The 13,149-nt window shown below is 61.9% G+C and carries 10 protein-coding genes; 7 read left to right on the top strand and 3 right to left on the bottom strand.

Annotated features, from left to right (window positions below; translation table 11 throughout):
* Positions 1 to 393: hypothetical protein (locus tag DCO57_RS23675; RefSeq protein WP_205756114.1), on the top strand; the 393-nt coding region annotated here is incomplete at its 5' end.
* Positions 394 to 543: 150 nt separating this feature from the next.
* On the opposite strand, the gene polA is transcribed toward DCO57_RS23675, so the two are convergent.
* The 3 genes from polA to DCO57_RS08555 all read right to left on the bottom strand — a co-directional run bounded on the left by polA (position 544) and on the right by DCO57_RS08555 (position 5,289).
* A complete protein-coding gene (polA, locus tag DCO57_RS08545; protein ID WP_116698472.1) occupies positions 544 to 3,540 on the bottom strand; it encodes a DNA polymerase I in 2,997 nt (998 codons plus the stop codon).
* 56 nt (positions 3,541 to 3,596) lie between these two features.
* A complete protein-coding gene (locus tag DCO57_RS08550; protein WP_116698473.1) occupies positions 3,597 to 4,634 on the bottom strand; it encodes an acyltransferase family protein in 1,038 nt (345 codons plus the stop codon).
* A 133-nt stretch (positions 4,635 to 4,767) separates the two neighbouring features.
* A complete protein-coding gene (locus DCO57_RS08555; protein ID WP_116698474.1) occupies positions 4,768 to 5,289 on the bottom strand; it encodes an FxsA family protein in 522 nt (173 codons plus the stop codon).
* Positions 5,290 to 5,523: 234 nt separating this feature from the next.
* Here DCO57_RS08555 and DCO57_RS08560 point away from each other — a divergent pair, with 234 nt between their 5' ends.
* The 6 genes from DCO57_RS08560 to murJ all read left to right on the top strand — a co-directional run bounded on the left by DCO57_RS08560 (position 5,524) and on the right by murJ (position 13,114).
* Positions 5,524 to 6,246 (top strand): Tim44/TimA family putative adaptor protein, encoded by a 723-nt coding sequence (locus tag DCO57_RS08560; RefSeq protein ID WP_116698475.1) that lies wholly within the window; start codon positions 5,524 to 5,526, stop codon positions 6,244 to 6,246.
* Positions 6,247 to 6,248: 2 nt separating this feature from the next.
* Entirely contained in the window at positions 6,249 to 7,478 is a 1,230-nt protein-coding gene (locus DCO57_RS08565; RefSeq protein ID WP_208977857.1) for an MltA domain-containing protein, read from the top strand.
* A gap of 3 nt (positions 7,479 to 7,481) precedes the next feature.
* Positions 7,482 to 8,051, top strand: a complete 570-nt coding sequence (locus tag DCO57_RS08570; protein WP_116698476.1) for a Smr/MutS family protein — start codon at positions 7,482 to 7,484, stop codon at positions 8,049 to 8,051.
* Between the two features lie 4 nt (positions 8,052 to 8,055).
* Complete coding sequence (locus DCO57_RS08575) at positions 8,056 to 8,427, top strand: helix-turn-helix transcriptional regulator (RefSeq protein WP_116698477.1); 372 nt, start codon at positions 8,056 to 8,058, stop codon at positions 8,425 to 8,427.
* A 158-nt stretch (positions 8,428 to 8,585) separates the two neighbouring features.
* Positions 8,586 to 11,420 (top strand): [protein-PII] uridylyltransferase, encoded by a 2,835-nt coding sequence (locus DCO57_RS08580; RefSeq protein WP_116698478.1) that lies wholly within the window; start codon positions 8,586 to 8,588, stop codon positions 11,418 to 11,420.
* A 131-nt stretch (positions 11,421 to 11,551) separates the two neighbouring features.
* Positions 11,552 to 13,114 (top strand): murein biosynthesis integral membrane protein MurJ, encoded by a 1,563-nt coding sequence (murJ, locus tag DCO57_RS08585; RefSeq protein ID WP_116698479.1) that lies wholly within the window; start codon positions 11,552 to 11,554, stop codon positions 13,112 to 13,114.
* Positions 13,115 to 13,149: the final 35 nt, after the last annotated feature.

Raw genomic sequence — 13,149 nt, forward strand, 5'->3', positions numbered from 1 at the left:
GATGACAGCGAGTTTTCCAAAAAATTACTAATGTACTCAGAAAATAACGCGCCTATAAAGTTAATGAATACTGACCATTACTGGGATCGGGTTTGTTTCCTAGGTCCATATGAAGAAATTATCCCTAGACTTTCCGCTCTTTACGGTAAGGATCTAACGAACTACAAATATAATCGGAGAGTTAGTTACATCGGCGCAGAAGTATATGGACTTGCTTTTATTGCTGACGTGAATCACGGAGTATTCTTTTATCCTCTTAGTACTGGTTACGGGGTATATAAGATCAACTTAGTTAGAGGCGATAGGTGTGCTTCATTTGAGACTTGTAAGTTTCGTATAGTTAGTTTTAATAACAATGCCGGATTGGTCAATCATCTTATGATGACTCAATAAAACTGGAAGGTTTCATGATGTACGACGGTTATATAAAATCCGGTTGGAGTGAGGTAGTCAAGTACTTAGCTCGGCATGCAGAGGCTGTTTCTAACGGCAACGGTGTCACGGAAGCCGTGTCGCAAAGTTTTGGACTGTGGAAACGGTGACCTAATGCGCCTCGTCCCAGTTGTCGGCGGCGCGGGCGTCTACCTGGAGCGGGACCGAGAGTTTCAGCACCGGCTCGCAGGCGTTTTCCATGACTTCCCGGATCACCGGAATGGTGGCGTCCACCTGGTCGTCGGGCACTTCGAAGATCAGTTCGTCATGCACCTGCAGGAGCATCTGCGCCTCCAGTTTCGAACCGTCAAGCCTGTCCTCCATGCGCACCATGGCGCGGCGCAGGATGTCCGCGGCCGAGCCCTGGATCGGGGCATTGATGGCGGCGCGCTCGTAAAAGGCGCGCATGTTCGGGTTCTTGGTGTTGACCTCCGGATAATGGGCCCGGCGGCCGAAGATCGTGGTGACGAAACCGTCCGCATGGACCTGTTTCTTGATCGCCTCCATATATTCCTTGATGCCCGGGAAGCGTTCGAAATAGGTCTTGATGTAATTGCCCGCCTCCCCACGGCCGATGCCGAGCTGGTTGGCAAGGCCGAAGGCGGAAATGCCGTAGATGATGCCGAAATTGATCGCCTTGGCCCGGCGGCGGACCATCGGGTCCATGCCCTCGATCGGCGTGCCGAACATCTCGCTTGCGGTCATGGCGTGAATGTCGAGACCGTCGTCGAAGGCCTTCTTCAGTTGCGGAATGTCGGCCATATGCGCCAGCACGCGCAGCTCGATCTGGCTGTAGTCGGCCGAAATCAGCTTATGGCCCTTTTCGGCGACAAAGGCCTTGCGGATCTTGCGGCCCTCTTCCGTCCGCACCGGGATGTTCTGCAGGTTCGGCTCCGAGGAGGACAGACGGCCCGTCGTGGTCGCGGCAAGCGCGTAGGACGTGTGCACCCGGCCCGTTTGCGGATTGATGCGGCCGGGCAGCGCGTCGGAATAGGTCGATTTCAGCTTGGAAAGCTGGCGCCAGGCGACGATCCTGGACGGCAGCTCGTGACCTTCCGCGGCAAGGTCGTCCAGCACCTGGGCGGATGTGGACCAGGCACCGGTCTTGGTCTTCTTGCCGCCCGGCAGGTTCATCTTTCCGAAAAGAATGTCGCCGAGCTGCTTGGGCGAGCCGATATTGAAGCTCTCCCCGGCCAGCTCGTAAATCTCGGCCTCCAGTGCGGCCATCCCTTGCGCGAAATCGCCGGACAGCCGCGAGAGCATCTGCCGGTCGACGGAAATGCCGCGTCTTTCCATGCGCGCCAGCACCGGAACCATCGGCCGTTCCAGCGTCTCATAGACGGTCGCCATGCGATCGGCGGCCAGCCGCGGCTTGAGGATCAGCCACAGGCGCAGGGTCACATCGGCATCCTCCGCCGCATAGGCGGACGCCTTGTCGACAGGCACCTTGTCGAAGGTGATCATCGACTTGCCGGACCCGCAGACTTCCTTGAACGGGATCGGCTTGTGGCCGAGCCAGCGCTCGGACAGCTCGTCCATGCCGTTGCCACCCTTGCCCGCGTCGACCGTGTAGGACAGCAGCATCGTGTCGTCATAGGGCGCGATGTCGATGCCGTGACGGATCATCACGAGCCAGTCGTACTTGAGATTCTGCGCGATCTTGAGGACCGACCGGTCCTCCAGCATCGGCTTGAGAACCTCCAGCGCTTCCTTCATGGGGATCTGGCCCGGAACCAGCCCGCCGCCGCCGAGAAGATCGCCATCGCCGTCCACGTGGCCGAGCGGCACATAGCAGGCCTTGCCCGGCTCGGTCGCCAGCGACAGGCCGACCAGGTCCGCCTGCATGGCGTCGAGGGAGGTGGTTTCGGTGTCGAAGGAGACATAGCCCTTTTCGAAGGCCGCCGCGCACCATTCCTTCAGCCGGTCGAGGTTGGTGACGGTCTCATAGGTGCCGGAGTCCACCGGGATCGCCCTGATGTCCCGCGCCCGGGTCTCGGCAAGGCTCTGCGGCACCATCATGCCGTCGGGTCCCGCGGCCGGATTGTCACCGCCGGATCCGCCCGGATCACCCGCCGCCGCGGCGCCATTCGAAGCGCTGCGTTCCAGAAGGCGGCCCTTGTGGTCCGGAACGTCCCAGCCGGGCACCTCGATGTCCACCGGTTCGATGGCATCAGCCTGCGCGCCGGTGATGTCGGCGACGCGTCTGGTGAGCGTGGTGAAGCCCATCGCCTTCAGAAAGCCGACGGCCTTCGGTCCGTCCAGCTCGCTCACCGAAAGATCCGTCACCGGCACTTCCACCGGCACATCCTGCTTCAGCGTGACGAGTTGCCGCGAGACCCGGGCCTGGTCGGCGAATTCGATCAGGTTCTCGCGGCGCTTGGTCTGCTTGATGGTTCCGGCTTCCGCCAGCAGGGTCTCCAGATCGCCGTACTCGTTGATCAGAAGCGCCGCGGTCTTCAGACCGATGCCGGGCACGCCGGGAACATTGTCGACGCTGTCGCCGGCCAGGGACTGGACCTCGATGACCTTGTCCGGGCCGACACCGAATTTTTCAAAGACCTCCGCTTCTCCGAAGGTCTTGTTCTTCATCGTGTCGATCATGCCCACATGCGGGCCGATCAGCTGCATGAGGTCCTTGTCGCCGGAGACGATGGTCACGCGCGCGCCCATATCCGCCGCCTGGCGGGCATAGGTCGCGATCAGATCGTCGGCCTCGTAGCCCTCCTGCTCGACGCAATGCACGGAAAAGGCACGGGTCGCCTCGCGGATCAGGCCGAATTGCGGCACCAGATCCTCCGGCGGATCCGGACGCTGCGCCTTGTATTGCGGATAGATCTCATTGCGGAAGGTCTTTGCCGAATGATCGAAGATCACCGCGAAATGGGTCGGCTCGTCACCCTTTTCCGGGGAAGGCCCCTCCTGCAGCAGCTTCCACAGCATGTTGCAGAAGCCGGAGACGGCGCCGACCGGCAGGCCGTCCGGCTTGCGCGTCAGCGGCGGCAGCGCGTGATAGGCGCGAAAGATGAAGGTGGAACCATCGACCAGAATGAGATGGTCGTCGGCGGTCAGGGCGGGGGCGGAATCTTGTGTCGACATGGCGCGGATCATGCCCGCACCCGGAGCATGAGAAAAGTCCTAAAGACAAAATTTCCGCACCGACCCGCTCACTCCGCTGCCTGGGCCTGACGTTTCCCGCGGAAAGTCCCGTTCAGATAGGCCCATTCGGGCCGCCGGAACAGGAACCAGCCCCTGTCCGTTCTGCGGATCAGCCAGAACAGCACCATCGGACTGACGCTGGCGACCACCGTGACGATCAGGGAGGTGGTGCCGATGTCGAAGAGGCCGAGTTTGAGAAGAACCACCCGGGTGAGCCCCATCGGGAAGAAGAAGGCCAGATAGATGACGATGGAGTTTTCGCCGCAATGGCGCAGGATACCGAGTTTCGCCGCCTTCACCAGCAGCGCACTGGTGAGAATGATGGCCCCGGCCCCGGCTGCGCCGAGGACCAGGGCAACCCCGGGTTCGGCCGACCAGCCGAGAGCGACCAGGCTGCCGTTCACTAGTCCCCAGATCAGCAGACAACCGAGGCTGACCCCGATTCGCTCCCGTGCCCAGGCGGCGAGAGCGAAGATCTGTGGCGCGAAGATGTAGCCCGCGTAGAAAAACACGAAACGCGCGGCGAATTCGTCGATGAGAAGCCAGCCGGTGGGAATGGGAGCCATCTGCAGCAGCGCGGCAGCACCGAGCATGACCTGCCAGGGGATGCGCCAGTCATGGGCCAGTTTCGTGACGACGAAAAAGACCGGCAGCATGTAGATGAACCACAGGGTGCCGAAGGGCTGGATGAAACTGGCCAGATAGAATTCCAGCGTGCCGGCAGCGCCCATTTCGCCGATGAAGACCGGCGCCTTGACGACGAACTGGATCGTCATCCACAGCACGTAAAAATAAGCGAAATGAACGACCTTGCGATCGAGATAGAGCTTCCAGTCTCTTGCGATGACATTGGCAAGAAAGAGCCCGGAGATCAGGAAGAAGTCCGGCATGCGGAACGGCGCGGCAAAGGCGACCACGGCATGCATCCAGCCGGTTTCACCGGCCGCGGCCTCGACGCCGAGCACCGAATGCATCATCACGACGAAGATGATGCAGATTCCCTTGGCCGTATCGACCCAGTCAACGCGACTTGCGCCCATGTCCATTGCCCTGTTTCCGTCCGGACACGCCGTGCGATTCCGGACCGGATGCATGGCGCTTGCGTCTGAATTAACCTCAGCCGGTTAAAATTACGCATAGCGCACCGGTCACGATTTGGTGACCGCGGGGCGGAAATCCTCAGGGATCGGGTTTGCCGGAGCCGTCCTGCCAGGGGCTGATTCTCGGCGGACCGGATCCTCCCGCGCCGCCGGACTTGCCGCCATCCGTTTCGGACCAGTCCTCCTGGTCCAGATCGACGACCCCCTCGCCCGGTGTCCGGACATCCATGTTGCCCTGAACGATGACGACATTCGAGCGTGAAATAATGAAGCGGACCAGGGCTTCACGGACCGGCGGAATGAACAGCAGCAGTCCGACCGCATCGGTCACAAAGCCCGGGATCAGCAGGAATATGCTCGCCAGAACGATCATGGCGCCATGCATGACTTCGTTGCCGGGCGCCCGTCCGGCGTCCAGCTCCTTCTGCATCCGCATGAGCAGCGAAAGACCCTGCTGGCGCAGCATCACGGTCCCGGCCAGGGCGGTGATCACCGTCAGCAGGATCGTCGGGAAAACGCCGATCAGGCCGCCTACCCAGATGAACACGGCAATTTCGATAAGCGGCAGAAGAAGTATGCCGGCAATGATATAAAGTCCCACGGGACCTCCATCGTCTGATAGTCTGTTGGCGCTTAAGGTAGACATTCGGTCACAAAAATGCGAGCAGGCGTTCCAGGAAAGACGTTCTTTGCGAGATTCAGTCTTGCTCTCGGGTCTGGATGCTGGTTCAACGACCCCTAAATAGGAATATAGAAGGCTTTGTATGTCGGGCGGCTCTCACCTGACCGAACAAGGGGCGGCTTCTAGGCCTTAGAAGGATAGCCGGAACAAAAAATGAATGAGATTTTCGACCCAGTAACGCTCCTCCTCATGGGACTAGCGGTTTTCATTCTGTTCAAGCTGCGCTCTGTCCTGGGCAAGCGCACAGGCAGTGAGCGCCCTCCCTTCGATCCCTATTCCAAGCCGGAACAGCCGAACACCAAGCCCAACGGCCAGGACAACGTGATTCCGCTGCCGAATCAAACGTCCGATCAGCCGGAAGCCCTGGAAGAAGCCGGGCCCGGAGGCGATGTGGTCATCGACAAGGTGGCTCCCGCCGGATCCGCCCTCAACAGCGCCCTCAAGCAGATTCTTTCCGTCGATCGCAGTTTCGAGCCCGAACCCTTTCTGCAGGGCGCACGTGCCGCCTATGAGATGATCGTCATGGCTTTTGCCGACGGCGACAAGAAAGCGCTCAAGAACCTGCTCTCGCGGGATGTCTATGAAGGTTTCGTCGCAGCGATAGACGAACGCGAAAAACGCGGTGAAACCATCGAGTCCACCTTTGTCGGCATCGACAAGGCCGAAATCGTCGAAGCCGCGCTCAAGGGCAGCACCGCCCAGGTCACGGTCAAGATCCACAGCCAGCTTATCTCCGCCACGCGGGACAAGGACGGCGAAGTGATCGACGGCGATCCGGCCAAGGTGACCGAGGTGATCGACATCTGGACCTTCGCGCGGGACACCGCGACCCGCGACCCGAACTGGAAGCTAGTCGCGACCGAATCCGCAGAGTAATCATGACGCGCAGGGAACGGACCATGCGGCCACCGCTGGGCTCCCTGCTCGCCGTCTTTCTGAAAGGCGCGGTCCGGTCCGCGCCGTTTTTCTTTGCAGGAGCGGCCACAGCCATGCAGCCAGGCCCGCAGTTGCCGGACCACTTTGAGAAGGTCTCCTACACCGATCTCGCCGGTTGGCAACAGGACGATCACCCGGCGGCCCTCACCAGTTTCCTGCGTTTCTGCGATCCCGCTGTCACCGTTCCGGAAGGCCCGGACATCCTGCGCCCGTCCGCGGAGGAGATGACCCGGATCTGCGTGGCAGCACGTGCCGCCAACGACGGGTCCGCCACTGCGGCGCGGCTGTTTTTCGAAAGCCGGTTCACTCCGTTCCGCCTCACCGAGCCCGGCTTCGTCACCGGCTATTACGAGCCGGAAGTCGCCGCGTCCCGCACCAGGACCGGGACATTTTCCGTTCCCCTTCACAGAAAACCCTCAGGCCTTGAAGCTGTCACCGGGGAAAGCCGTCCGGAAAACTGGCCGGCACATCTGAGCCATGGCCGCCGCACGGGAGACACATTGAGCGAACTGCCGGACCGGGGTGCTATCATGGACGGGGCGCTCGATGACGAGCAGCTGGAACTTGCCTGGCTGGCGGATCCGGTCGACGCCTTTTTCATCCACGTTCAGGGGTCTGCCCGGCTGCGCCTGACCGACGGGTCGGTGATGCGGGTCGGTTATGCCGGAAAGACCGGCCATCCCTATACGGGCATCGGACGCCTGCTGGTCAAACGCGGCGAAGGCACGCCCGAGGACTTCACCATGGCCGGCCTGCGCGCCTGGCTGGCGGAGCATCCGGACCGGCGTGACGATCTGTTCCGGGAGAACCGGTCCTACATTTTCTTCCGGGAAGTGACCGAAACCGGTCCGCAGGAGGGGCCTGTCGGGGCCGCCGGCCTGCCCCTGACTCCCGGCCGCAGTCTTGCGATCGATCCCGCACATCTGCCCTACGGCGCCCTGGTGTTCGTCGCCTCCGGATTCGAGGATCCGGACAGGACCGGTACAAAATTCGCGCGTCTCGTGGTGGCGGATGACACCGGGTCCGCGATCCGGGGACGGGCGCGGGGCGACATCTTCACCGGTTCGGGCGATGCGGCCGGGAAGGTCGCAGGCGCCATCCGGCACAGGGCGTCTTTCACGGTCCTGGTGCCCAACTCGAAACTGTCAGGCAGCATGGCGGCGACGGACTGACGGATGGCGAAGCGGGGAAAAAGAGGCACGCTGTCACCGGAGGACCGGGACCTGTGGGGAAAGGTCACCCGCACGCTGACGCCGCTGCACCCGGAGCGGGCCGTCGAATTCGAGAAGGAACTGGCGGACTCCCTGAAAGTGGCGCCGGCAGGAAGCGACAAGACGTCGAAAACCGCCACGGCGATCAAGGCACCGGCGCCGGAAAGGCAGCCGACGCCACCCCAGCCCCTGCACCAGCTGGAACACCGCTTCCGCAAAAAGATCGTCCGGGGCGTTCAGGCCATCGATTCGCGGATCGACCTGCACGGTCTGACACAGCACCAGGCGCATGACAGGCTTCGCGGCTTCCTCTACCAGGCCCAGGCCCGCCGGCATAAGGTCGTTCTGGTGATCACCGGAAAAGGCGGAGGCCCGGACAGGGCCTATATGGACGAACGGGGAATTTTGCGCAGAATGGTTCCGCAGTGGCTGTCCCTGCCTGACCTGCGCCCCGTCGTGATCGGATACGAGGAGGCGCATGCCAGCCATGGCGGGGCAGGCGCGCTTTACGTCCGCATACGAAGGAAAAGGTAGGATCGTGACACCGCTTGGCGCGAAAATCCGGGAGCTCAGGGCGAAACGGGACGTATCGCTGAAGGAAATGGCCGCGGCGCTCTCCGTCTCCAGCGCCTATCTGTCCGCGCTCGAACACGGGAAGCGCGGCAAGCCCACCTGGTTTCTGGTGCAGCGGATCATCACCTATTTCAACGTCATCTGGGACGAAGCGGAAGAAATCCAGCGGCTGGCGGAACTGTCCGACCCCCGTGTCACGATCGACACGGCGGGAATGAACCCCAAGGCCACCGAACTGGCCAATCAGCTTGCACAAAAGATCGGCGGCCTGTCGGAAGAGTCCCTCACCATGCTCCTGCACCAGCTCCGGGTGGCCGCCGCGAAGGACGATATCTGAGCGGACTGCAGCCAGGGTCCTGCGCGTCTCCGGACGAAACGACGGGCAGGAAACCGGCGCCATCTTCACGGCACGAAACAGATTTACGTGTCCTTATTCCGCCGCATCTATATATACATCACCTTGTTTGCGACAGCGGAACGGAATTCTTGATCAGTATGAAACTCTCCCAGGAAGACATCGCCGGAATTTTCGACTCGGCGGCCCTGCGGGCCCGTTTGTCGGCGCTGACGGCGGACAGTGACGGCGACGGTTCGGACAACAGGATCCGGGCGGCGGTTCTGGAGGAACTGAAAACAGCCGTCAAGACCGCCCGGGGCAGGGTCGAAGTCCTGCTCAACGAGGACGGCGGTGGCCTGGCCTGCGCAAGGCGTCTTTCCTTCGTGCAGGACGAGCTGATCCGCGTGATCTACGATTTCGCCCTTTATCATGTCTACCGGGTCAAGAACCCGTCTGCCGCCGAACGCATGGCGGTCGCGGCCGTCGGCGGCTACGGGCGCGGAACGCTGGCGCCGGGATCGGACATCGATCTCCTTTTCGTGCTGCCCTACAAGCAGACCCCGTGGGGCGAGCAGGTGGTGGAATATATTCTCTACATGCTCTGGGATCTCGGCTTCAAGGTCGGTCACGCAACACGCAACATCGACGAATGCATCCGGCTGTCGCGATCGGACATGACCATCCGGACTGCCGTGCTCGAGGCGCGCTATATCTGGGGCGACCAGCCGCTCTACGACGACATGGTGAAACGCTTCGATGCGGAAGTGGTGGAAGGGACAAGCTCCGAATTCATCGCCGCCAAGCTGAAGGAAAGGGACGAGCGCCACGAACGCCAGGGCATGACCCGTTATCTCGTCGAACCGAACATCAAGGAGGGCAAGGGGGGCCTGCGCGACCTCAACACCCTGTTCTGGATCGCCAAATACCATTACCGGGTCAACCGGCAGGCGGAACTCATCAAGAAGGGCGTCCTGACCCGCTCCGAATATCAGCGCTTCAAGAAGACCGAAGATTTCCTTTGGGCCGTGCGCTGCCACCTTCATTTCCTCACCGGCCGGCCCGAGGAGCGCCTGTCCTTCGACGTGCAGCGCGAGATCGCCATTCGCCTCGGCTACACCCAGCATCCCGGCATGAAGGATGTGGAACGCTTCATGAAACATTACTTCCTGGTGGCCAAGGAGGTCGGCGACCTGACGCGGATCATCTGTGCCGCCCTCGAGGAAGAGCATGTCAAGGAGCCGGAAGGCAAGGGACTCACCGGCATGGTGCGGCGATTGCGCAGCGGCCGGGGATCCCATGCGGTCAAGCCGGTGGAGGGCGCCCCCGGTTTCGTGGTCGAACACAACCGGCTCAACGCCACGAGCGACGCGATTTTCCAGAACGATCCGACAAATCTGCTGCGGGTGTTCCAGATCTCCGACAAGCATGACCACAACATGCACCCCCGGCTGACCCGGCTGATCCAGCATTCGCTGAAACTGATCGACACCAAGCTCAGAAACGATCCGGAAGCCAACCGCCTGTTCCTGTCGGTGCTGACCTCACGCAACTATCCGGAAAGAACACTGCGCAAAATGAACGAGACCGGCGTCCTGGGCCGGTTCGTGCCGGAATTCGGCAAGGTCGTCGCGATGATGCAGTTCAGCATGTATCACCACTACACGGTCGACGAACATCTGATCAAATCGATAGGCGTTCTGGCGGACATCGAGCGGGGCAACTCCGGCGACAATCACCCGCTGGCCACCGACCTGATCCGCACCCTGCAGAACCGCAAGCTGCTCTACGTCGCCATGTTCCTGCACGATATCGCCAAGGGCCGCCCGGAAGACCATTCCATTGCCGGCGCCAGGGTTGCCCGCAAGCTCTGTCCCCGCTTCGGGCTGAACAAGGCCGAGACGGGAACGGTCGCCTGGCTGATCGAACATCATCTGGAAATGAGCACGATCGCCCAGTCGCGCGATCTTTCCGACCGCAAGACGATCACGGATTTCGCGCACACCGTGCAATCCCTGGAGCGGCTGAAACTGCTTCTGATCCTGACCGTCGCGGATATCCGGGCCGTGGGGCCCGGGGTCTTCAACGGCTGGAAGGGCCAGCTGCTCAGGACACTCTATTACGCCACCGAGCCCCATCTGTCCGGTGGCCACACGAAACTCTCCCACAGCCAGACGATCCGGGACGCCAAGGAAGAGCTCTCCGGCAAGATCGGACACTGGAAGGACGCGGACAAAAAGGCCTATCTCGATCGCCACTATCCGGCCTATTGGCTGCGGACGGAACCCGAGCGCCTGGCGGCGCACGCGGAACTGTTCCACATGGCGGATCTGGAACACAGACATCTGGCGTTCCAGGTCATTCCGCGGGCTTTCGAAGGGGTCACCGAACTGACGATCGTCGCACCGGACCATCCCCGCCTGCTCTCCGTCATCGCCGGCTCGTGCTATTCCACCGGCGCCAACATCGTCGACGCGCAGATCGACACGACCACCGACGGGTTCGCCCTCGACACGATCTTCATCAGCCGCGAGCTTCCCGACGACGCCGACGAGCGCCGCCGTGGCGAACGGATCACCCGGCTGATCGAAAACGCCTTGCGCGGCGAGGAGCGGCTGCCCGAACCGGTGGCGAAAAAAGGGGCCGTCAAGGGCCGGATGAAGGCCTTCAAGGTCGCCTCGGAGGTGCTGATCAACAACTCCCTTTCGGACAGTTACACGGTTCTGGAGATTTCCGGCCTGGATCGGCCCGGCCTGCTGTATGACCTCACCCGGTGCATCGCCACACTCAACCTCAATATCGGCTCCGCCCATATCTCCACATTCGGTGAAAAAGTGGTCGACGTTATCTACGTCACCGATCTGACCGGACAAAAGATCGCCAATATCGGCCGGCAGGACATCATCCGGGAACGCCTGGCCAATGCGGTTGAAGGCAAGGTGGAACTGGACCCGGCGGCGCCCGTCGCCCGCAAGGGGCAGCGCCAGGCTTCCTGACCCGTTCCGGAGCATCCCGGGTTCATTTGGTTCCGGATGCTTCAACGCTTTGACATGTATATTCCTTCGGGCCTCCGATCATTTCCTGCCGGAGGCCTGGTGATGCAACGACCAACCGGAGCCATTCTGGCATGAGCCTTGTTCGCAACTTCGCAACGGTCGGTGGCGCAACGCTTCTGAGCCGTCTGCTCGGGTTCGTGCGGGATGTGCTGCTGGCGGCGGCCGTGGGGGCCGGACCGGTGGCCGACGCCTTCGTGGTGGCCTTCCGCCTGCCCAATCTTTTTCGCCGGCTGCTGGCGGAAGGGGCATTCAACTCGGCCTTCATTCCACTGTTCGGCAGGACCGTGGAGGAGGAAGGCGACGAAAGCGCCCGAAGATTTGCCGGCGAGATCGGCGCGGCTCTGCTCTTCTGCCTACTTGCCCTGACCGCCCTGGCACAGATCTTCATGCCCCTGGTCGTCTGGGCCCTGGCGCCGGGGTTCGTCGGGGACCAGGAGAAGTTCGACCTGACCATCCTGATGTCGCGGATCGCGTTTCCCTATCTGATCTTCATTTCGCTGCTGGCGTTCATCGGCGGCATCCTGAACACCTACCAGCGCTTCGCGGCGGCCGCTTTCGCGCCGGCCATGCTCAACATCGTGATGAGCGCCGTGCTCGGCACGGTCCTGGTGGCCGGCATCGAGGACAGCACGACACTCGGCATCATCCTGGCCGTCGGCGTGACCGTGGGCGGCGTCGTGCAGCTGGCCGTGGTGATCATCGACCTCAGGCGATTGGGCTTTCGAATCCCGGTGTATCGCCCCCGCTACACCAAATCCGCGAAACGGCTGCTTGTCCTGGGTCTTCCGGGGGTCGTGGCAGGTGGCGTCACGCAGATCAATATCGCCGTCGGCCAGATCATCGCCTCGCTGCAGGACGGCGCCAATGCCCTGCTCTATTATGCCGACCGGCTCTACCAGCTTCCACTGGGCGTGATCGGCATCGCCATCGGCGTGGTGCTTCTGCCCAGCCTGACCCGGCAATTGCGCTCCGGCCACATGGTCGCCTACCAGCACAGCCTCAACCGGGCTCTGGAGTTCTCCCTCGTCCTGACCCTGCCGGCCTCCGTGGCGCTTGCGGTCCTTCCCGGAGAAATCGTCGCCGTCCTGTTTCAGCGGATGCGCTTCGATGCCACCGCCGTCGAGGGAACCGCCGCGGCGCTCACCGCCTTTTCCTTCGGGCTCCCGGCCTTTGTGCTCAACAAGGTGTTTTCCCCCGGCTATTTCTCCCGGGAGGATACCAAGACACCGATGATCTTCGCCGCAATCGGCATGGTGGTGAACGTCGGCCTGTCAATCGCCCTGTTCCCCTTCCTGCACCATGTCGGCATTGCCCTGGCCACCTCCGTGGCCGGTTGGGTCAACACCGGTCTGCTGATCTTCTTTCTGTGGCGGCGCGGCCATTTCGCGCCCGACCTGAAGCTGCTCCGCAGGCTCGTGCTGGTGCTTCTGGCGAGCCTTTTCATGGGTGTCGTGCTCTATTTTGCCGCGCTTTACCTCGCCCCCTATCTCACCGACAGCTGGCTGATCGTGCGGGCGGCGAGCCTCGCGCTGCTGGTGCTGCTCGGCATGGTCACCTTCGCCCTGTCCACCCAGCTCAGCGGCGGCGCGGATCTTGCCGGGATGCTGAAAGCGTTGACACGGCGCAACACCTGACAGGCAAACGTCCGGCCGGTGCCCATTGCCGCTTG

Origin of the sequence: Labrenzia sp. 011 (assembly GCF_003075075.1) — a bacterium.
GTDB lineage: Bacteria > Pseudomonadota > Alphaproteobacteria > Rhizobiales > Stappiaceae > Roseibium.

Excerpts from the sequence above, each read along its gene's own strand:
- polA (WP_116698472.1), bottom strand. The coding sequence starts at position 3,540 with ATGATCCGCGCCATGTCGACACAAGATTCCGCCCCCGCCCTGACCGCC.
- DCO57_RS08550 (WP_116698473.1), bottom strand. The coding sequence starts at position 4,634 with ATGGACATGGGCGCAAGTCGCGTTGACTGGGTCGATACGGCCAAGGGA.
- DCO57_RS08560 (WP_116698475.1), top strand. The coding sequence starts at position 5,524 with ATGAATGAGATTTTCGACCCAGTAACGCTCCTCCTCATGGGACTAGCG.
- DCO57_RS08565 (WP_208977857.1), top strand. The coding sequence starts at position 6,249 with ATGACGCGCAGGGAACGGACCATGCGGCCACCGCTGGGCTCCCTGCTC.
- DCO57_RS08570 (WP_116698476.1), top strand. The coding sequence starts at position 7,482 with ATGGCGAAGCGGGGAAAAAGAGGCACGCTGTCACCGGAGGACCGGGAC.
- DCO57_RS08580 (WP_116698478.1), top strand. The coding sequence starts at position 8,586 with ATGAAACTCTCCCAGGAAGACATCGCCGGAATTTTCGACTCGGCGGCC.
- murJ (WP_116698479.1), top strand. The coding sequence starts at position 11,552 with ATGAGCCTTGTTCGCAACTTCGCAACGGTCGGTGGCGCAACGCTTCTG.